Origin of the sequence: uncultured Chitinibacter sp. (assembly GCF_945957625.1) — a bacterium.
Classification (GTDB): Bacteria; Pseudomonadota; Gammaproteobacteria; order Burkholderiales; family Chitinibacteraceae; genus Chitinibacter; species Chitinibacter tainanensis.
Genome location: NZ_CAMFLP010000004.1, coordinates 102,957 through 120,037 on the forward strand (window position 1 = coordinate 102,957; position 17,081 = coordinate 120,037).

25 protein-coding genes are annotated in these 17,081 nt (G+C 58.3%); 5 read left to right on the top strand and 20 right to left on the bottom strand.

Annotated features, from left to right (window positions below):
* Positions 1–18 precede the first annotated feature (18 nt).
* The 12 genes from moaE to QV747_RS07155 form a co-directional block, all read right to left on the bottom strand.
* On the bottom strand, positions 19–477 hold the full coding sequence (gene moaE / locus QV747_RS07100; RefSeq protein ID WP_273430081.1) for a molybdopterin synthase catalytic subunit MoaE: 459 nt from the start codon (positions 475–477) through the stop codon (positions 19–21).
* Position 478: 1 nt separating this feature from the next.
* Positions 479–727, bottom strand: coding sequence for a MoaD/ThiS family protein (locus QV747_RS07105; protein ID WP_273430082.1), 249 nt, complete (start codon positions 725–727; stop codon positions 479–481).
* Positions 728–1,147: a hypothetical protein gene (locus tag QV747_RS07110; RefSeq protein ID WP_273430083.1), complete on the bottom strand. Its 420-nt coding sequence runs from the start codon at positions 1,145–1,147 to the stop codon at positions 728–730.
* Positions 1,131–1,922: a molybdopterin molybdotransferase MoeA gene (locus QV747_RS07115; protein WP_273430084.1), complete on the bottom strand. Its 792-nt coding sequence runs from the start codon at positions 1,920–1,922 to the stop codon at positions 1,131–1,133. Before QV747_RS07115 ends, QV747_RS07110 begins: the two co-directional genes overlap by 17 nt.
* A 47-nt stretch (positions 1,923–1,969) precedes the next feature.
* Entirely contained in the window at positions 1,970–2,941 is a 972-nt protein-coding gene (gene moaA / locus QV747_RS07120) for a GTP 3',8-cyclase MoaA (protein ID WP_273430085.1), read from the bottom strand.
* Between the two features lie 42 nt (positions 2,942–2,983).
* Positions 2,984–3,709 (bottom strand): DNA-binding domain-containing protein, encoded by a 726-nt coding sequence (locus tag QV747_RS07125; protein ID WP_273430086.1) that lies wholly within the window; start codon positions 3,707–3,709, stop codon positions 2,984–2,986.
* Entirely contained in the window at positions 3,706–4,548 is an 843-nt protein-coding gene (locus tag QV747_RS07130) for a DUF692 domain-containing protein (RefSeq protein ID WP_273430087.1), read from the bottom strand. Before QV747_RS07130 ends, QV747_RS07125 begins: the two co-directional genes overlap by 4 nt.
* 70 nt (positions 4,549–4,618) lie before the next feature.
* Entirely contained in the window at positions 4,619–4,861 is a 243-nt protein-coding gene (locus QV747_RS07135) for a DUF2282 domain-containing protein (protein WP_308445252.1), read from the bottom strand.
* Positions 4,862–5,014: 153 nt separating this feature from the next.
* The gene (locus tag QV747_RS07140; protein WP_273430088.1) at positions 5,015–5,482 is read right to left on the bottom strand and encodes a nuclear transport factor 2 family protein; all 468 of its coding nucleotides are present in this window, start codon (positions 5,480–5,482) and stop codon (positions 5,015–5,017) included.
* Positions 5,483–5,529: 47 nt separating this feature from the next.
* Positions 5,530–6,150 carry a glutathione S-transferase family protein gene (locus tag QV747_RS07145; protein WP_273430089.1) on the bottom strand — a complete coding sequence of 207 codons (621 nt, stop codon included), beginning with the start codon at positions 6,148–6,150 and terminating at the stop codon, positions 5,530–5,532.
* Between the two features lie 34 nt (positions 6,151–6,184).
* A complete protein-coding gene (locus QV747_RS07150; RefSeq protein WP_273430090.1) occupies positions 6,185–7,762 on the bottom strand; it encodes a pyridoxamine 5'-phosphate oxidase family protein in 1,578 nt (525 codons plus the stop codon).
* Positions 7,763–7,974: 212 nt separating this feature from the next.
* The gene (locus QV747_RS07155) at positions 7,975–8,670 is read right to left on the bottom strand and encodes a glutathione S-transferase family protein (RefSeq protein WP_273430091.1); all 696 of its coding nucleotides are present in this window, start codon (positions 8,668–8,670) and stop codon (positions 7,975–7,977) included.
* Positions 8,671–8,747: 77 nt separating this feature from the next.
* Here QV747_RS07155 and QV747_RS07160 point away from each other — a divergent pair, with 77 nt between their 5' ends.
* Positions 8,748–9,632, top strand: coding sequence for a LysR family transcriptional regulator (locus QV747_RS07160; protein WP_273430092.1), 885 nt, complete (start codon positions 8,748–8,750; stop codon positions 9,630–9,632).
* A 21-nt stretch (positions 9,633–9,653) separates the two neighbouring features.
* On the opposite strand, the gene QV747_RS07165 is transcribed toward QV747_RS07160, so the two are convergent.
* On the bottom strand, positions 9,654–10,256 hold the full coding sequence (locus QV747_RS07165) for a TetR/AcrR family transcriptional regulator (protein WP_273430093.1): 603 nt from the start codon (positions 10,254–10,256) through the stop codon (positions 9,654–9,656).
* An 84-nt stretch (positions 10,257–10,340) separates the two neighbouring features.
* Here QV747_RS07165 and QV747_RS07170 point away from each other — a divergent pair, with 84 nt between their 5' ends.
* The 3 genes from QV747_RS07170 (at position 10,341) to QV747_RS07180 (ending at position 12,304) form a co-directional block, all read left to right on the top strand.
* Positions 10,341–11,381 (top strand): NAD(P)-dependent alcohol dehydrogenase, encoded by a 1,041-nt coding sequence (locus tag QV747_RS07170; RefSeq protein ID WP_273430094.1) that lies wholly within the window; start codon positions 10,341–10,343, stop codon positions 11,379–11,381.
* A 27-nt stretch (positions 11,382–11,408) separates the two neighbouring features.
* Positions 11,409–11,957: a carboxymuconolactone decarboxylase family protein gene (locus tag QV747_RS07175; RefSeq protein ID WP_273430095.1), complete on the top strand. Its 549-nt coding sequence runs from the start codon at positions 11,409–11,411 to the stop codon at positions 11,955–11,957.
* A gap of 74 nt (positions 11,958–12,031) precedes the next feature.
* A complete protein-coding gene (locus QV747_RS07180; RefSeq protein ID WP_273430096.1) occupies positions 12,032–12,304 on the top strand; it encodes a TfoX/Sxy family DNA transformation protein in 273 nt (90 codons plus the stop codon).
* Positions 12,305–12,451: 147 nt separating this feature from the next.
* Here the strand turns inward: QV747_RS07180 and QV747_RS07185 are convergent, their stop codons facing one another.
* Entirely contained in the window at positions 12,452–13,495 is a 1,044-nt protein-coding gene (locus tag QV747_RS07185; RefSeq protein WP_273430097.1) for a hypothetical protein, read from the bottom strand.
* 31 nt (positions 13,496–13,526) lie between these two features.
* Here QV747_RS07185 and QV747_RS07190 point away from each other — a divergent pair, with 31 nt between their 5' ends.
* Positions 13,527–13,709, top strand: coding sequence for a hypothetical protein (locus QV747_RS07190; RefSeq protein ID WP_273430098.1), 183 nt, complete (start codon positions 13,527–13,529; stop codon positions 13,707–13,709).
* Positions 13,710–13,806: 97 nt separating this feature from the next.
* Here QV747_RS07190 and QV747_RS07195 read toward each other — a convergent pair whose 3' ends face one another.
* The 6 genes from QV747_RS07195 to grxC form a co-directional block, all read right to left on the bottom strand.
* A complete protein-coding gene (locus QV747_RS07195) occupies positions 13,807–14,415 on the bottom strand; it encodes a hypothetical protein (protein ID WP_273430099.1) in 609 nt (202 codons plus the stop codon).
* Positions 14,416–14,958: 543 nt separating this feature from the next.
* Complete coding sequence (locus QV747_RS07200; RefSeq protein ID WP_273430100.1) at positions 14,959–15,450, bottom strand: peroxiredoxin; 492 nt, start codon at positions 15,448–15,450, stop codon at positions 14,959–14,961.
* A gap of 9 nt (positions 15,451–15,459) precedes the next feature.
* Positions 15,460–15,918, bottom strand: a complete 459-nt coding sequence (locus QV747_RS07205; RefSeq protein ID WP_273430101.1) for a DoxX family protein — start codon at positions 15,916–15,918, stop codon at positions 15,460–15,462.
* 127 nt (positions 15,919–16,045) lie between these two features.
* Complete coding sequence (locus QV747_RS07210; RefSeq protein ID WP_273430102.1) at positions 16,046–16,294, bottom strand: DUF2282 domain-containing protein; 249 nt, start codon at positions 16,292–16,294, stop codon at positions 16,046–16,048.
* An 11-nt stretch (positions 16,295–16,305) separates the two neighbouring features.
* Positions 16,306–16,704 carry a DUF302 domain-containing protein gene (locus QV747_RS07215; RefSeq protein WP_273430103.1) on the bottom strand — a complete coding sequence of 133 codons (399 nt, stop codon included), beginning with the start codon at positions 16,702–16,704 and terminating at the stop codon, positions 16,306–16,308.
* Positions 16,697–16,969, bottom strand: coding sequence for a glutaredoxin 3 (gene grxC, locus QV747_RS07220; RefSeq protein WP_028450191.1), 273 nt, complete (start codon positions 16,967–16,969; stop codon positions 16,697–16,699). The genes QV747_RS07215 and grxC overlap by 8 nt, the downstream gene beginning before the upstream one ends.
* Positions 16,970–17,081: the final 112 nt, after the last annotated feature.

Here is a 17,081-nt window from a genome sequence, read left to right on the forward strand (position 1 = left end):
CTGGCCGCGCGCTGGGGCTTAGGTTTCCCAGCGTGCGCGCGCCTGCTCATCGCTCGCGCGCGCCTCTACCCATGCTTCACCGTGGCGGGTGATTTCTTTTTTCCAGAATGGCGCGGCGGTTTTTAAATAATCCATCAGGTAGCGATTGGCCTCGTAGGCTGCATCCCGATGCGGGCTGGCGGTCAGCACCAGCACGATTTGCTCGGTCGGCGCCAAGCGGCCCACGCGATGAATAATCGTCACCGCATCAAGCTGCCAGCGGGCGCGCGCGGCCTGCACCAGCTGCTGCAGCGCGCGTTCGGTCATCGCCGGGTAATGCTCTAGATGCAAGGCAAGCAGATCCGCATTGGCACTCAAATCTCGCACCCGACCCACAAACATCACCACCGCGCCAATCTGCGGCTGGCCAGCCAGGCGCTGGTATTCGTGGGCGACATCAAAATCGGCACTTTGTACGCGGATGACATCCTGCTGCATCTTAGCCCCCGGTGACCGGCGGAAAAATCGCCACTTCGGCCCCGGCCGGAATCGCATCATCCAGCTGCGCCATCTCTTGATTAATCGCCATCCGAAACACGCGCGACCCACCCAGCTCAGCCTGCCAAACACCACCGCGCGCCACCAGCAGCGCAATTAAATCCCGCACGGTGGCCGGTGGCGTGGCCAGCGTTTCACTGGCGCAGCCCAGCACATCGCGCAGGCGGGCGAAATACAAAATCGTCAGCATTTAGCCCTCCAGCGCACTGAGCGGAATAAACGCCACCGGATCGCCACGCTGCACGGTAGTGCCCGCCGGAATATCCACCAGCCCTTCGGCCCAGACCAGCGAGGTAAGCACCGCCGAGCCTTGATGCGAAAATAAGCTCACCTGCCCTGCCGGATTGCGCCGCGCACGGAAAAACTCGCGCCGATCACCCGCGCGCTTGAGCTCAAAATCGGCCGGCAGCGTCATGCGCGGCGGCGCCAGCTCGCTCGCGCCTTGCCGCGCCAGCATAAACGGGCGCACCAACATTAAATACGTCACCAATGCCGACACCGGATTACCGGGCAAGCCAATAAAATCCGCGTTGCCAATCCGGCCATAGGCAAAGGGCTTGCCCGGCTTGATGGCGATTTTCCACAGATTAAGTTCACCGAGGTATTGCACTGCAGCCTTGATATGGTCTTCCTCTCCGACCGATACCCCCCCCAGAGGTGAGCAAAATATCGCACTGCTTGGCCGCCGCCGCCAGCGCTGCCACCGTGGCGTCGAATTGATCGGGGATCACGCCAAGATCCAGCAGCTCGCAACCCAAGGCCTGCAGCTGGGCCAGCAGCGTATAGCGATTGGCGTTATAGATTTTGCCCGCGGGCAACGGCTGGCCGGGCTCGACCAGCTCATCGCCACTACTCAGTAGCGCCACTCGCAGCGGGGTGAACACAGTCAGTTGCGCAATCCCGAGCGAGGCGGCCAGCCCCAGCATGGCCGGGCTGAGCCGTTGGCCGGCGCGCAGCACCACTTGCCCGTGATGTACATCTTCACCAATGCGGCGGATATTCGCACCCAGCGGCACCCGCGCGGCCAGCTGCAGTGCCTCACCCGCCAGCGTGCATTGCTCCTGCATCACCACGGCATTTGCGCCTACGGGGATGGGCGCGCCGGTAAAAATGCGGGCGGCCTCACCGGCGGCTAAGGCATGCCCAACCGCCCCAGCGGCAATGCGCTGGGTAATCTGAAAGTGCGTGGTTGCTGGCGCAGCGGCCGGAATATGCAGCGCATAGCCATCCATCGAGCTGTTATCAAAGCCTGGCACATTGATGGGGGCAATCACATCGTGCGCCAATACGCGGCCACGCGCCGCGGTTAAGGGCAGTAATTCGGTGCGCGTAGCCACGCGCGCCTGGGCCAGCAATTGCGCTAAGGCCACTTCAAAATCAAGCATACAATCGGTTCCTGAAAAGCATATTCGGTGTGGGCGAGCGGCTGGGCTTAGCCACCGGTTTGCGACATAAAGCGGATTAATTTGGTGGGCTGCTCGTTAAATTCGTGGCGTTCGGGCTTGAGCTCTATCGCCGCGATAATAACGGCATCGAGCTCGGTATCGCTGATGCCGCTGCGCAGCAAGGGGCGTAACTCCACCGTGCTTTCCTGCCCCAAACACAGGTATAAAGTACCATCCACCGTCAGCCGCACCCGATTACAGGTGGCACAAAAATGCTGCGAGCGCGGGGTGATAAAGCCAATCTGCGCGCTGCCATCCGGTGTTTGCCAATAGCGGGCCGGGCCACCGCCTAATTCCAGCGCCTGCGGCACCAGCTGATAGCGCTCCACCAGCCGCTCGCGCACGGCACCCAGCTCCAGAAATTGCGCATTGCGGCCGGTATCGCCCAGCGGCATCGCCTCAATCAGCCGCAAGATATAGCCATTGCTCAGCGCAAAATCGGCCATGGCTTCGATTTCGGCCTCATTCACGCCCTTCATCGCCACCATATTCAGCTTGATCGGGCTCAGCTCGGCCGCGCGCGCGGCCGCTAGCCCGGCCATCACCTGCGCCAGCGCATCGCGGCCGGTGATGTCTTGCATGCACTGCCGATCCAGCGTATCAAGGCTGACATTAATACGGTTCACCCCGGCGGCTTTCAGCGACTGGGCGTATTTGGCCAGCTGGGTGGCATTGGTAGACAGCGATAAATCGCGCAGCCCCAGTGCTTTCAGCTGCGCCGCCAGCGCGGGCAGATTGCGCCGCAGTAGCGGCTCGCCGCCGGTCAGGCGCACCCGCTGTACGCCCAGCCGCACAAATGCCGCCACCACGCGCTCGATTTCGGCAAAGGTGAGCCAGTGGCTTGGCTCTTCAAACTGCGTAAACCGCGCCGGCAGGCAATAACTGCAACGCAAATCGCAACGATCGGTGACCGATACCCGCAAATAATCAATGGTTCTACCAAAACGATCTTGCAACATGCTTTTATCAACTCGTTTAATCGATCGGCCGGCAAGGCCGCGCTAGGGCTCGGCCCGCAGCACCAGCCCTTGGGTAAACAGCAGGCTGATTATGGTCTGAATATCGCAATCTGGCTCGCACTGTAGCGCCCGCTCCAGCGCATCGCCTACTGTTTCGCCCGCCACCAGCGCCTGTAGCAAGGTCCACTGGCCAGTACTAATCGCTTGCCACTGGCGACGGCTAATTAATAATTGCTGCCCGCCGCGCCGCAAATCCGCGCTGGGGCCGCCGGCATGCATGGCCAGAATATCGGCAATGGGCCAGTGTAGCGATTGCACCAACTGCAAACTGGGGTGAAACGTGAGCCGCAGGCTGGCGAAATCGGCCTCGGCCAGCGCGGCCAATTCGGCCATACCCAGCGTGGTGGCATCCGGCGCTAAATACGCGCGCCAGCGCGCCCAATCGACCTGCGCCACGGGGGCCAGATACGGCAGCTCGGCGGCGGGGGCAAATTGGGCGATGAAATCGGCAAAATCTGCGCCCATGGCGTGCAAATCGGCCGCGTGCGCCGGTATGGCGTCGACATATTCGCACGCCATAGCGGTAAAAAAATCTTCGCCCACCAGCTGTGCCACATTGCTAAACACGCCCTGCAGCGCGGCAATGCGGTTAAGCCGGCAATTGGCCCGATAATGCCGCATCCGCGCGGCGTACAATAGCCCGGCGCTCTGGGCCTGCGGGTCGAGCAGCAAGGCGCTAAAGGCGCTGATCGCTTGGGCGTAGCTCATACATACTCCCTAGCTGTATTGCCTGCCGATACTTTTACTATTTGGTCTAGCGAGCAATACTCTGCATACAAACTCGCAAAGTCGCTCAGATTGGTATCGCGCTCCAGCAGCACCGGCTTGGTGCCCCAGCGCGCCAGCGCCTGCCGCAACAGCGCCAGCACTTCGGCACTCACCGGCGCGCCATGGGTATCAATCGCCGTGCCTTCAAACCATTCAAAGCCGGCCACATGGATTTCGTACACCGAGTCGCCGGCAATGTGCGCCAGCTCCGCTTCGGCGTTTAGCCCCAGATTAAGGGCATTGACATAAAAATTATTCAAATCCACCAATAGCCCACAGCCAGTGCGGCGCACCAGCTCGGCCATCAGCTCGGCTTCGGACAGCAGCTCATCGGCAAAGCCAACATAGGACGAGACGTTTTCCAGCAAAATCGGCCGCTGCAGCGTGTCTTGCACGATGCTGATGCGCTCGGCCAGATGTTCAATCACGCCGGCTACCCGCGGCACCGGCAGCAAATCATTAAAATAGCGCTCGGCGTGGCGATTCCAGGCCAGATGCTCGGACACCACCGCTGGCTCAACGCGCGCCACCAGCTGTTGTAGCTGCGCCAGATGCTGCGCATCTAGCGGGCCCAAACTCCCCAGCCCCAGGCCAATGCCGTGCAGGCTGATCGGGTAATCCTGCCGCAGCTGGCACAGCGCGGCAATCGGCTCGCCACCACCAAAATAGTTTTCGCTGTGAACTTCCCACCACGCCACTGGTGGGCGCTGGGCTAAAACATCAGCGAGGTGCGGCGCGCGCAGGCCAAGGCCGGTGCTTAGCGGTAAAGTGCAATGCATAGTGACGGATACCTTATTGATTAGGCTGCGGCGGCCAGCACAGCATGTGCGCTCGCCACCGCCAGCGGGCTTACATCGGTTTGAGCGTACCCTTCATATCCTTGCAGGTACCGGCAGCCACGTATTTCCACTCTTTGGCATCTTTATCGGTTTTGGCTTGGCCGGCGCAGGCATGGCCATTGGCCGCGCAATCGTTTTTACCGGCCATGGCGATGCCGTAGCATTTTTCTTTGTCGGCGGCGACTACGGTACCTGAAACGCCGGCAGCCAGTACGGCGGTTAATGCGCTAGTGAGGATAAGTTGTTTGTTCATGATGCATGATCTCCAAAGTGGTTTAAGCGATACCGTCAGCGGTATCTGCAACTTAGTCGGGCCAAAGGCTGGGGTCTGACAAACAAAATGCAGTTTCTGGCCAAAAACACCACAAGCCATTGATTTTTAATCAGATAAGAATCGACAAGGTGCTCACAAACCCAGATCACTCAGACCCGGATGATCATCAGGGCGGCGGCCTTGGGGCCAGTGAAACAGCCGCTCATCTTCGCGAATCGGCAGGTCGTTAATGCTGGCAAAGCGGCGCTGCATCAGGCCTTGGGCATCGAATTCCCAGTTTTCATTGCCGTAAGAGCGAAACCATTGCCCGGCGGCATCGTGCCACTCGTAGGCAAAGCGCACGGCGATGCGGTTACCGTCAAACGCCCACAGCTCTTTGATCAGCCGGTATTCGTGTTCGTGCTGCCATTTACGGCTTAAAAATTCGACAATCTGCGCACGGCCGCGCACAAACTCGTGGCGATTACGCCAAAAGCTATCCTCGGTGTAGACCAGAGCAACGCGCTCGGGGTCGCGCGAATTCCAACCGTCTTCGGCCAAGCGAACTTTTAAGGTGGCCGATTCCAAATCAAACGGCGGTAGTGGTGGACGAGCTGACATAGGTTGACTCCAAAAATGGGTTGAATGGATTGATTGCTTGATTAGGGCTAGGCAACTTGCTGCGCAATGCCGGGCATGGCCACATAGCCGGGTAGCGCCTCGATGCGCGCCAGCCACTGGCAAATCGCGGGGTATTGCGCCAGAGGCACTTGCCCTTCAGGGCTTAGCGCGATATACGGGTAGAGGGCAATATCGGCGATCGTGATGTGCGGCGCGGCCAGCCACGGCTGCTGGCTCAGCGTGGTGTCCAGCACGGCCATTAGTTGCGCAGTGAGGGTTTCAGCCTCGGCCAAAGCCACAGTGCGGCCCCATTTATGAAAGAGCCGCAGCGCATTGGGCCCACGCGTCACTTCATTGGCGGCTGTCGCCAGCCACGCCTGCACTTGCGCTTGACCGACCGGATCGTTCGGCAGCCAGAAGTCGGCCTGCTCGGCGCCATACTGGCGGGCGAGGTAAACCAGAATCGCCTGACTATCGCGCAGCACCACGTCGCCATCGACCAGCACTGGCACTTGGCCGAGCGGATTTTTGGCCAGAAACTCGGGCGATTTGTGCTCGCGCTCGGCGCCATTCACGGCGATACTCTGATAGGGTATACCTAGCAAAGCCAACATCAGCCTCACCTTGTGGCTATTACCCGAGAGGGCGAATTCGTAGAGCTGGATCATGGTGCTTTCCTTTTTCAAATCAAAATCAATCGGTTTATAAATCCAGCTCTAGCCGCGCCGATTTTGCCCGCGACACGCAAATGCACATCAGCCCGGCGCGCTCGCGCTCGTTGGCGTTCAGCGCGTGATCGCGATGCTCCACTTCGCCGGCCAGCACTTTCACCGCACAGGTGCCGCAATTGCCCACGCCGCAATCGGATAGCGTATCCACGCCCGCCGCTTGCACCGCCGCCAACACGGTTTGATCGGCGGCGATTGGAATCACCCGTTGCGAGCGGCGCAGCAGCACTTCAAAGGGCCGGTTTTCGCCATGCGCTGCGGCAGCAAAGCGCTCGAAATGGATGTGCATGGGATCAATCTGTAATTGCGCAGCCGTATTGGTCACCGCATCAATCAATCCGCTAGGCCCACAGACATACACCTCGGTGGTATCGGCCATTTGGCTCAGTAGCTGCGGCAAATTCAGCCGCGCGCCTTCGGCGCTGAAATAAACGCGAATCTGCCCGGCCAGATCGCGCTGCAAGCGATCGCCATAGGCCATCTCGCGGCGGCTGCGCGCGGCGTAATGCAATTCAAATCTACGGCCTTGCGCTTTGAGCTGTTGCGCCATGGCCTTGATCGGCGTAATGCCAATACCGCCGGCAATCAGCAACACCGGCGCAGCGCTCTCGTTCAGCGCAAAATCGTTCTTTGGCATGCTGCAATGCAGCGTCATGCCCAGCTGATAATACTGATGCACAAAGGCCGAGCCGCCCGTGCCGTCGTCCTGGCGCAGCACGGCGATTTCGTAAATATCGCGGCGCGCGGGGTTGGAGGCGATGGAGTAATTGCGCACGCTCTGTTGGCCATTGGGCAACTGCACCGGCACTTGCAGATGCGCGCCGGCGGTGACCGGCGGCAAGTCTTCACCAGCCGGATGGCGCAGCTCGTAAGCGCGCACCTGCGGCGTCAGCTGGCGCACGCCGCTGATGACTAATTCCAACTCACCGCTGCCCAAGCGCTCAAGCGGCGCGGCAGCCTGCGGCTTGGCGCGCAGCGCGGCCAGCTCGCTCTGCAAAGGAGCGATCAGTTGTTCGATATCGGCGTCGGTATAACGCGGCGTAATGTGCTGTGGGCAGTTCCAATCCCACGCCTCAACCGTGATGACCATTGCGCGCTCAATGCGGGCGCGATAGGCGGGGCTTTCCAGCGCGGCGATCAGCGCCGGATCATCGATTTCGTGCACGATGCGCACGCGGCCCCAGATTTTGAGCCGGCGGCGGTTGGGGTAATCCATCAGGATGATCGAGATTTTGTCGTTGGCATGCAGATTGCCCACCGACAAATACTGCACATTGCCGCGAAAATCGGCAAAGCCCAGCGTGTGTTCGTCCAGTACTTTTAAAAAGCCGGCGGGGCCGCCACGATGTTGCACATAGGGCCAGCCGTTTTCGTTCACGGTGGCCATATAAAAGCTATCGCGCGCGGCAATAAACTCAGCCTCGCGCGGGGTGATTTCGCTGCGGCTATCCTCAGCCAGCTCAAAACCCAGATTGCCCTCGCGGCTGTGATAGCGAGTTTGTGCCGCTTTAACACTGTCGGTAAAGGTGATGGCGGCAAAGGCGCGTGGCATGGGGAGCCTCCTGAGGCGTTCCGTAATTGGATGGCCTCAGTATGGCGCGCCGCCACAGGCAAGAGAATCGCCATGGCAATGAATTGATTATTCCTTCAAATGCAATAATCACCGGCATGGCGCGGCAAAAATCGGGCATTCCCATCGCCGCCAGCAGGTATTGGGCTGGCCGCCAGCCTATAAGCGCTCTACCGCCCGATACTGCCGCGGGTTTATAGACTGCAGCTGGCCGCAGCGGGCTGCAGCAGCGTGCCGAGGAAGGAATTACGCTGCTGTAAAAACGCCTGCAGGCGCTGCGGATAATCGGCCACCACCGCTTGCTGCACCGAGGGCCGCTGCGCCAGCGCGCGCCGCCAAGCCTCGATCTGCGGCCATGGCGCCAGCGACAGATGCGCACGCAGCGGCGCTATCGCCTCAAAAGCATCGTAATAGCGAAACACCGGCGCAAACACCGCATCCACCAGCGTGAATTCAGCCCCGGCAAAATACGGCCCGCCGCTCAGCGCGGCCTCAACTTGCGCCCATTTTTGCGCCAATTGCTGGGCTTTAAGCTGCAAACTGGCTTCGTCCGGCGCCGAATATATCCCGGCGATGTCATTCAAAATCGCCGAGCCCAGCTCCATCCAGCCACGGTGGCGGGCGCGCGCCAAAGGGTCGGCCGGGTGCAGCGGCGGCGCGTGCGTTTCATCCAGATATTCGCAAATCACCGCCGATTCAAAAATCGCCGTCTCGCCCACTTGCAACACCGGTACTTTGCCCAGCGGCGAAATGGCCAGAAACCAATCCGGCTTGTTGGCCAGATCGATATTTTTGCGGGTAAATGGCACGCCTTTCTCTAGCAGCACAATGGCGGCGCGCTGCACAAAAGGGCAGAGCAAATGGCTGACCAAGGTAATCGGTTGCGACATACGGATTTCCTCCTGTGTTTAATATGCGCTAGTCTAGCCTTGCCCATTTGCAATAAACATACGCAGGAATGCACAGCATGCATGCAAAAACGCAATACCACCTTGGCAGTCAGGATCTGGAATTTTTGCTGGCGGTAAGCCGTGGCGGCACGTTGGCCGCGGCAGCCGAGCGGCTGGGCGTGGATGCCTCGACGGTGTATCGCAGTATTCAGCGGCTGGAACTGGGGCTGGGGCAGCGTTTATTCGAGCGCAGCAAAGCGGGCTATTTGCCGACCGAGCTTGCGCAAACCCTGGCCCAGCATGCCGAGCAAATGGAAATCGCGCTCGAATCAGCCCGCTCGGCCGCGCAACTGCAGCCCGAAGATGTGGCCGGCAGCGTGCGCATCACCACCACCGATTCGATTTTGCATGGGCTGGTGGCCCCCGAGCTCGATATCCTCGCCCGCCACCACCCGCAGCTGAGTTTTGATTTGCACACCGGCAATGAGCTGGCCAATTTAACCCGGCGCGACGCTGATATTGCCATTCGCGCCACCCGCAAGCCGCCGCAACATCTGGTGGGCAAACATCTGGGTAGCATTAGCGTGGCGCTGTTTACTGCGCCAAATAGCCCGTGGGCCGACCTGCCCGCGGCCATCGCCCAGCAGGCACCGTGGATCGCGCCCGACGATGCCCTGCCCGATCACCCCACCGTGCTCTGGCGCAAAAAGCACTACCCGAAAATCACGCCACGCTATCGGGTCAACAGCATTTTAACGGTGGTGGAATTAATCGAACGTGGCATGGGCGTGGGCATGGTGCCGCTGTTTCTGGCCGCCACGCGCCCCAATTTACGCCCGCTCACTGGCGCGCTGGACGAATGCGCCACCGATCTGTGGCTACTGACGCACCCCGAATCGCGCCACCTGCGCCGCGTGGCCACGGTGTTTAGCCATTTGGCGCAGCAGATTCAATTGCGCTAAACGCACCCTCGGTTTGGCGCCCTACGCAGGCCAAGCCTGCATGGCCAAATCAACCATCTTCTGTAAATCCGCGCAGGTAGCGCCATCAATGGCCTGCACCGACATGCCCTGAATCACACCGGCATAAAAGCCGGCCAGCGCCTGAGTATCGAGCTGGGCGGGAAGCTCGCCGGCGGCCTGCCCTTGCTGTAGGCGCGCCAGCATCATCGCGCGGGTGGTGCGGCGATGCTCGGCGGTGAACTCGCAGATGGCTGCATTGGCCTCAGCGCAACGCAGCACCCCGCTGGCAATCGGGCAGCCGGGCGGGTGATCGGGGGCGGTAAATTGCACCGCCGCGCCGCGCAACATGGCCTCTAGCCCTTCCCGCGCGCTGGGGGCGGCGGCCAGCGAAGCGCCGATGCGCTCGTATTGCTGCGCGAGATACAGATCAATCGCTTCGCGGTATAGCGCCGGTTTGGATTCAAACGCGGCATACAGGCTGGGCGCATTGATGCCTAGCGTGCTGGTAAGGTCGCTCAGCGAGGTGCCTTCATAGCCTTTAGCCCAGAACAAATGCAATGCCAATTCAAGTGCTTGGGTGCGATCGAAGGCCCGCGGCCGGCCGCGCGTTTTCTTTATTTCCATATTGATCACTACAAAATGTATTGACGCCGTCATCTTAGCCTGATTATATTGTGTATCGATCACTACACAAAAAGGAATTAGCCGATGTCAGCCTCACAGACTTCCAGCAGCCACTATCAGCTGCAGCGCCAGCCCGCTGGTTTTCAATTGCAGCGCGTCGCCAGCCCGCTTCCAATCTTGGCCGCCGATCAGGTGTTGATTCAGGTCGGCGCGGTTAGCCTGAATTACCGCGATTTGCTGATCTTGCGCAATGCTGGCCAGGATACGGTGGATGGGCAGATTCCGCTTTCGGATGCGGCCGGCACGGTAATTGCCGTAGGCAGCCAAGTGCAGCGCTGGCAAGTGGGTGATCGGGTTGCGCCCAACTTTTTTGCCCGCTGGTATCAGGGCAAATATCAGGCCCAGCATTATTTGCAAGGTGCGCTGGGTGGCGCGCAGATGCCTGGAGTATTGGCCGAGCATATTGTGGCGAGCGAAAACGCGATTGTGGCCATCCCCGCGCATCTATCGCTGGCGCAAGCGGCCACCCTGCCCTGCGCGGCCGTCACCGCCTGGCAGGCGCTGTTTGCACGCGGCCAGCTGCAGGCGGGCGAAACGGTGCTGATTCAGGGTACGGGCGGCGTGGCGCTGTTTGCCTTGCAACTGGCGGTGGCGCAAGGCGCCAAAGTCATCATCACCTCGTCATCCGATGACAAACTGGCGCGCGCCAAAGCGCTGGGCGCCTGGCACACCATCAACTATCGCCAGCAAGCCAACTGGGATGACATCGCACTGGCCCTCACTGACGGTATCGGCGTTGATCATGTGCTAGAGCTAGGCGGCCCCGACACTTACGCGCGCTCGATTCATGCGCTGGCCTCTGGCGGGCAGATTCACCAGATCGGCGTACTCACCGGCTTTGGCTCCACGCCCAATTTATGGCCGCTGCAAGCCAAAAATGCGCAGATCAACGGCATTTTGGTCGGCTCGGTAGCGCACTTTAGCGCGCTCAATGCCTTTTTGAGCCAACACCAGATTATCCCGGTGATTGACCGGCAGTTTGCCTATGCCGAGGCCAGCGCAGCGTATGACTACCTCGCCAGCGCCCAGCATTTCGGCAAAGTCGTTATCAATGTTCAGCCCTAAACCCCACCACCCCACAGAGGAATAAGCATGACCCCATTTCAACTACACACCATCGCCACCGCCCCGGCCGGCAGCCAAAGCTTGCTGCAAGCGGCGCAGACCAATTACGGCTTTGTGCCCAATTTATTCGCCCATATGGCCGAATCGCCCGCGCTGCTGGAAGGCTATCTGACGCTCACGCAGATTTTTAACCACACCAACTTAAGCGAAACCGAAAAACAGATCATTATGATGACGGCCAACCGGCTCAATCGCTGCGACTACTGCATGGCCGCGCACACCACCATCGCCAAAGCCGCCGTGCCCGCCGAGGTGATTGCCGCACTGCGCAACAACACGCCGATTGCCGATGCCAAACTCGAAGCCTTGCGCCAATTCACCAGCCAAGTTGTCGAAAGCCGCGGCTGGCCCACCGCGCAGGAAGTCGCCAGCTTTATCTCCGCCGGCTACAGCCAGCAAACGGTGTTCGAGGTGATATTGGGTACTAGCCTGAAAATCTTGTCCAACTACACCACCAGCGTGGCCGATACGCCGTTAGACGCGGTTTTTGCCGCCGACCGCTGGCCGGCAGCCTAAGCCAGGCATGGATAGCCAGATCGCCCCGATCATGGCTATCCTTGTGCAGCCCAACCATAAGCGGAACCGCCACCATGCCGAGCGTAGATCAACTCAAAGGCCTTGGGCCAAAAAGCCGCGCCATGCTGGCGCAAATCGGCATCACCAGCACCGAGCAAGTGCGCGCCGCCGATGCCTTTGCGCTGTATGCCCAGCTGCAACACGTGGTGCCCAATCTATCGCTGAATATGCTGTATGCCCTGATCGGCGCGCAGGAAGACCGGCCGTGGCAGCAAATCAAACACGAGCGCAAAACCGAAATACTACTGCGGCTGGATGATCTTGGGCTGGCGCCCAAGCGCAAATAAGCCTCTTGCAGGGTATAGCCTTTCAGATCAATGAATATCTAATCTTCAGCCACATACCCACTAAACAGCTGCCGATAAGCTGACACCCAAAGTCGCGGCACGGCGACGATTTCGGGATTATCACCCCGACCATCGCGCCCCCCGCGGCTAAGCCGTTTGCCTCGCGGGCGCTTGGGCATAGCCTTGTGGCAGATGGCCGAGTAAATCGGCAAATTGCCCGATCAGGCGCTGGTTTTTTTCCGCCAGCGCGCCCTGCCCCAGCGCTGGTGCGCGGCTGGCATCGACCTCATAATTATTCGCGCGAAAAATCTGCGCAAATTGTGCATCCGCCAGATCGCGCGCATAGGGCCGCGTGTGCAGCGACAGCGCCGCAATCGCCTGAATCGAGTTGGCGCGGCTAAAGCGGGCAAAGCCGCGAAAGCGAAAGGTTTCATCCACATGCCGATCACTATGCGCAATCAGCGCATCCATAATCGCATACGGCAGCTGCGCCCAAGCGCCGCGCGGCAAAATCACGCTAAAGCTCAGCTCGGCAAACTCGGGCAAATCGCCCTCCAACTGCCGCGCCAGCGGCGCCGGGCCCAGCTGTAAATCCAGTAACACCCGCTCACCGGCGAGATCCACCTGTTGCAACAACGTAATCCGGCGCTGGGCAAAGCGCAGCACCGCTAGCTCGTCCGTCAGCCCCGCCGCCGGCTTAGTGGCGGGCTGTAAGGCACTTCGCTGCTGCGCCAGCAGCGGTAAATCATGGTGATTGCTAAACGCTGCGCTGGTTTGGCCAGCCGCATTGCGCACCGTCAGTAGCTCGCGCACCTCATGCTCACGCGCTTTTTTTATCGCCAGAAAAGCGGTTTGGATGATTTCCGACGTGGGGGTATCGGCATCAATGCGCCATTTCCTGCCGTACACAAGCTTATACGCCCGTAGCGTATTGCTGCGATCATAATTCTCGCGCCCAATCAGCCCCACTTGCAGATACACCCCGCCAGCATCTTGCCCGGCAAACAGCGCCGTATGCGCATCAAAATCAATCTGCGCCAGCAAGGCTGATACGCTCTGCAGCGTATGCTGATAGCGCAAATAATGCTGCGCCACCCAGCGCTGGCCATTGGGCAAAGTCAGCAACGGCGCCAGCGGCATCACCCGCTCGCCGGGACAATGCGGAACAGGGTTGAAAGTATGTAAGCTCATCGCGGCAATCATCCAAAACAATGACGCCATTGTGATTGAGCACGATTTAAAGAAGAATCATCAGCCCATGCAATTGATTATTGCAATTTTCGCAACACAAACCCGCAAAAAAGCCCGTGAGAACGGGCTGTGGTACGAATCGGTGGCTGGGGTGCGCAGCGGCTTGGGTTGTTTGATGCGCGAGGACGGCTGGCGACCCATTGCTGCCAGTTAATCTGGGCGGCGATTCTGAAAAAATAGTTCTACATTGAAAAAAAGGCATTGGATACCTCCAAGGCCTTTTTTATTAACCATATAATGCGTGTGGCTAATTACTGCTTTTTGTAAACCACTGTCATTGCCGTGAAGTCAGTGGATGTATTCATCCGTAGCTGACTAAACTTCGAATCAAAGGCATAAAAAATAGTGCTGTCAGTGCCGCCAGTTATTTTAACCAGTGCCTGATCTGCAAAACCTTGAAAAGTAGTTCCCGTGATTGGCGCGTTTGCAGTTACTTCAAAGCTGAAATTATAGGATTTAGGCGTGCCGATAGGTGTTCCTGTGCAGGATAAATTGTTCTGACCATAATCTGTTTCGACCATCGTTGCAGATACAAATTTATTGTTTACTACCGCACCAACTGTCAACACCATGCTTACCCCATTAAATACGATCGGGGTTACTCGCTTCATCACGCAGCCAGTCGTCCAAATACCCATATATCGGGTCAAATCACCATCATTACCACGCAGAATATTGCTCGGGGTCGGTGTGGGTGTTGAAATTGATGCTGGCGATGCTGATGGGGTGGCTACTGCTGTTTGAGTCGCGGTATTTGATCCACCGCCGCCTCCACAAGCACTTAAAAAAGCGGAACAGAGTAATAAAAATAAAGAAGCATTTTTCATATTTATTGTTTTATCAATTAAAAAGCTTAACACAAACACTTTCCCAACTAGGCAATTACACCAATCGCAAAGCAGAGCAACTCATCAAGAAAAAGGGAATATATTGAAGGAAGTAGACTGCCATTCTAGCATTATTTTAAGATGAGCAAATCTAAAATAAGCTCGCTCGATGGATTCTATCCAACGCGAATTCTTCATGCAACGCAAGAATATGATTCAGTTGGATTTGTTGCCTGAATTGAACAGCAATTCTCTTATTGATATGCGCCCAAATCAAGAACTTGTCATGTATATGTACAGAGGGTGGATTTGTGGAGAGAATATCCGCTCATGGCCGATATCCGTCACCCGATTAACAGCAGCGATTGTAATCACTCTTCCTAGCCAAGCCCAGATTTATGCCAAGCGGCCAGCATGTTTGATCAGGTACGATGAGCCCATTCACCTCATCCCCAACGGCATACATACCTCATGTATTCATCCATAAGCCAATCATTAATTTACTCAGGGCGATATACCCTTGTAAAGCCGCCTCACCCTCACCACGGCTAGCCAGCCCGGCGTTGGCCGCGTTTGCTATGGATTTTGCAGTGAGGTCCAGATGTCATCCCAATCGGCATCTTTGATCACGCCTTCGCGCTTGAGGGTGATGTCGCCGTTTTTGCCGAGCACAAAGACGGTGGAATCGCTTTGCATTTCGCCAAATTGATCTTGCTGCGCGGGGTCCAAACGCCACAGCAGCGGAAACTGCGCGTCTTTGGGCGTGGTGGCGCGCACTAGCTCGGCGTAGCTGCGAAAGAGTTCGGGTTTGCGATCCAGCCCCACGCCAATCACCTGAAAACGGCTATTTTTATTGGCCTGATAAAACTCGCGAATCAGTTTGAAGTTGTAAACGCAGGTATTGCAGCCGGCCTTAAAAAACACCAGCAGCACGGTTTGATCTTTGCTGCGTAGTTGCGCCAGATTAACCGCCTGCCCGGTCAGCACATCCCGCCCCTGCAGCTGCGGGGCGGCGTGGGCGCAGGCGCAGGCCAGCCATAGGCAGCAAGCAAGCCAGAGATTTTTCATCATCGCTCCTTATTGATTGGCGCCAGCGCTAGGTAGCCACAGGCGCTCAAGCGCCCAGCGTTGCACCGGCACGGCCAGCAACACCAGCAGTAGCAAGCCCCATTCGAGGTGATCTTGCAGCGCGGTGGGGATGTCTTTGAGCACGTGGTAATACGACAGCACCGCTACCAGATTCAGACCAAACAGCCCCAGCGCAGACAGCCGGGTAAACACGCCCAGCACCAGTAATACCGGCAGCACCAGCTCACCCAACGTGCCGCCAATGGCCGCCAGCTGCGGCGAGAGCAATGGCACGTGGTATTCGTCGGTGAACAGCAGCAACGTGGTATCCCAATCGGCGATTTTGGTCAGGCCAGACATAAAAAACACCTTGGCCAGATACAGCCGCAGCAGCAAATCGACCACCGGGGCGAGATGATTGAAGGGTTTGGCCGCGCTAAGGCGGGCGAAGTAAGGGCTAGCGAACATGGTCGTTTCCTTGTGATGAGTTTCAATTAGTCGGCGCGGGGCGCCAAATCTGACAGGCGGGGCAAAAAAATCCCCTTGCTGGGCAAACAAGGGGGCAAACGGAGGAGAGATCGGTGGCCGCTGCGGGCTACTTGGGCGTGAGCGAGCCTTGCAGACGCAGGCATGAGCCTTTGGCAACGAGCTTCCACTCTTTGCCATCGCGGTCTTGCTTGGCCATGCCGGCGCAAGAGTGGCCATTGGCGGCGCAATCATTGCCGCCCGCTTTGGCCACACCAAAGCATTTTTCTTTATTGGGGTCGGCGGCCAGGCTCGGCTGGCTGGCCAGCGCCAGCATCGCGGTCATGGCGCTGGCGAGAATCAGGTGTTTGCGATCCATTCTATTCATCCTTATTGAATGCTGTGGCTGAGCAAGGTATGCAGGCCACGTAGCGGGCTTAATAATTCGTCGTCAAATCCATGCCGCAGCTGTAAATAATCGGGCTGATTCAAGTACACCCACACCTGCGCGTGGCAGTCTTGCTGGACCAAGGCTTTGAGCGGTAAATCCAGCCCCGTGCTGGCGGCTGAATTCATCAGCGCCGTACCGATTTTGGGGTGACCAAAAATCAATAACTGCATCGGGGTCAATTGCAATTGATATTGCTGCGCCTGTGCCTGATGATCAATCTGGGCAAAAATCGTCGCCCCTTTGCTCTGAATCGCCGCACTTAAGCGGGCGATGGTTTCGCTAAAGTCATAGGCCGAGGCGATTTTGTCGATGCCAAAGGCGTTCGGTTCTTCACACATCGGCCACCCCGGCTTGCGCCAACCAGACTGGCAATTGGCCTGATTGATCTAGCGCGAGCAGATCGGTAAACCCGCCCACATGGCGCTCGCCAATAAAAATCTGCGGAACCGAGCGGCGGGCGCTGCGCGCTACCATGGTGGTAAATTCGTCTGGATTTTGATCTACCAAAATCTTGTTCACCGCCAGGCCTTTGCGCGCCAACAGGTTTTCGGCTTGCACACAAAATGGGCAGCTACGGGTGCTGTAGAGGGTAATGGTCGACATCTGGCTTTCCTTGCGCTTTGCCCACGGCCGCCGGGGCAAGGGCCGCGACACCATGGCGTGATAGATAGGGTATATCGCTGTATGAATTATCAGACAATGACTACAGCGATAT

What these genes read in the sequence shown, in the direction of transcription:
- moaE (WP_273430081.1), bottom strand. Translation starts at nt 477, where the DNA reads ATGCAGCAGGATGTCATCCGCGTACAAAGTGCCGATTTTGATGTCGCC.
- QV747_RS07105 (WP_273430082.1), bottom strand. Translation starts at nt 727, where the DNA reads ATGCTGACGATTTTGTATTTCGCCCGCCTGCGCGATGTGCTGGGCTGC.
- QV747_RS07115 (WP_273430084.1), bottom strand. Translation starts at nt 1,922, where the DNA reads ATGCTTGATTTTGAAGTGGCCTTAGCGCAATTGCTGGCCCAGGCGCGC.
- moaA (WP_273430085.1), bottom strand. Translation starts at nt 2,941, where the DNA reads ATGTTGCAAGATCGTTTTGGTAGAACCATTGATTATTTGCGGGTATCG.
- QV747_RS07125 (WP_273430086.1), bottom strand. Translation starts at nt 3,709, where the DNA reads ATGAGCTACGCCCAAGCGATCAGCGCCTTTAGCGCCTTGCTGCTCGAC.
- QV747_RS07130 (WP_273430087.1), bottom strand. Translation starts at nt 4,548, where the DNA reads ATGCATTGCACTTTACCGCTAAGCACCGGCCTTGGCCTGCGCGCGCCG.
- QV747_RS07135 (WP_308445252.1), bottom strand. Translation starts at nt 4,861, where the DNA reads ATGAACAAACAACTTATCCTCACTAGCGCATTAACCGCCGTACTGGCT.
- QV747_RS07140 (WP_273430088.1), bottom strand. Translation starts at nt 5,482, where the DNA reads ATGTCAGCTCGTCCACCACTACCGCCGTTTGATTTGGAATCGGCCACC.
- QV747_RS07145 (WP_273430089.1), bottom strand. Translation starts at nt 6,150, where the DNA reads ATGATCCAGCTCTACGAATTCGCCCTCTCGGGTAATAGCCACAAGGTG.
- QV747_RS07150 (WP_273430090.1), bottom strand. Translation starts at nt 7,762, where the DNA reads ATGCCACGCGCCTTTGCCGCCATCACCTTTACCGACAGTGTTAAAGCG.
- QV747_RS07155 (WP_273430091.1), bottom strand. Translation starts at nt 8,670, where the DNA reads ATGTCGCAACCGATTACCTTGGTCAGCCATTTGCTCTGCCCTTTTGTG.
- QV747_RS07160 (WP_273430092.1), top strand. Translation starts at nt 8,748, where the DNA reads ATGCATGCAAAAACGCAATACCACCTTGGCAGTCAGGATCTGGAATTT.
- QV747_RS07165 (WP_273430093.1), bottom strand. Translation starts at nt 10,256, where the DNA reads ATGGAAATAAAGAAAACGCGCGGCCGGCCGCGGGCCTTCGATCGCACC.
- QV747_RS07170 (WP_273430094.1), top strand. Translation starts at nt 10,341, where the DNA reads ATGTCAGCCTCACAGACTTCCAGCAGCCACTATCAGCTGCAGCGCCAG.
- QV747_RS07175 (WP_273430095.1), top strand. Translation starts at nt 11,409, where the DNA reads ATGACCCCATTTCAACTACACACCATCGCCACCGCCCCGGCCGGCAGC.
- QV747_RS07180 (WP_273430096.1), top strand. Translation starts at nt 12,032, where the DNA reads ATGCCGAGCGTAGATCAACTCAAAGGCCTTGGGCCAAAAAGCCGCGCC.
- QV747_RS07185 (WP_273430097.1), bottom strand. Translation starts at nt 13,495, where the DNA reads ATGAGCTTACATACTTTCAACCCTGTTCCGCATTGTCCCGGCGAGCGG.
- QV747_RS07200 (WP_273430100.1), bottom strand. Translation starts at nt 15,450, where the DNA reads ATGAAAAATCTCTGGCTTGCTTGCTGCCTATGGCTGGCCTGCGCCTGC.
- QV747_RS07205 (WP_273430101.1), bottom strand. Translation starts at nt 15,918, where the DNA reads ATGTTCGCTAGCCCTTACTTCGCCCGCCTTAGCGCGGCCAAACCCTTC.
- QV747_RS07210 (WP_273430102.1), bottom strand. Translation starts at nt 16,294, where the DNA reads ATGGATCGCAAACACCTGATTCTCGCCAGCGCCATGACCGCGATGCTG.
- QV747_RS07215 (WP_273430103.1), bottom strand. Translation starts at nt 16,704, where the DNA reads ATGTGTGAAGAACCGAACGCCTTTGGCATCGACAAAATCGCCTCGGCC.
- grxC (WP_028450191.1), bottom strand. Translation starts at nt 16,969, where the DNA reads ATGTCGACCATTACCCTCTACAGCACCCGTAGCTGCCCATTTTGTGTG.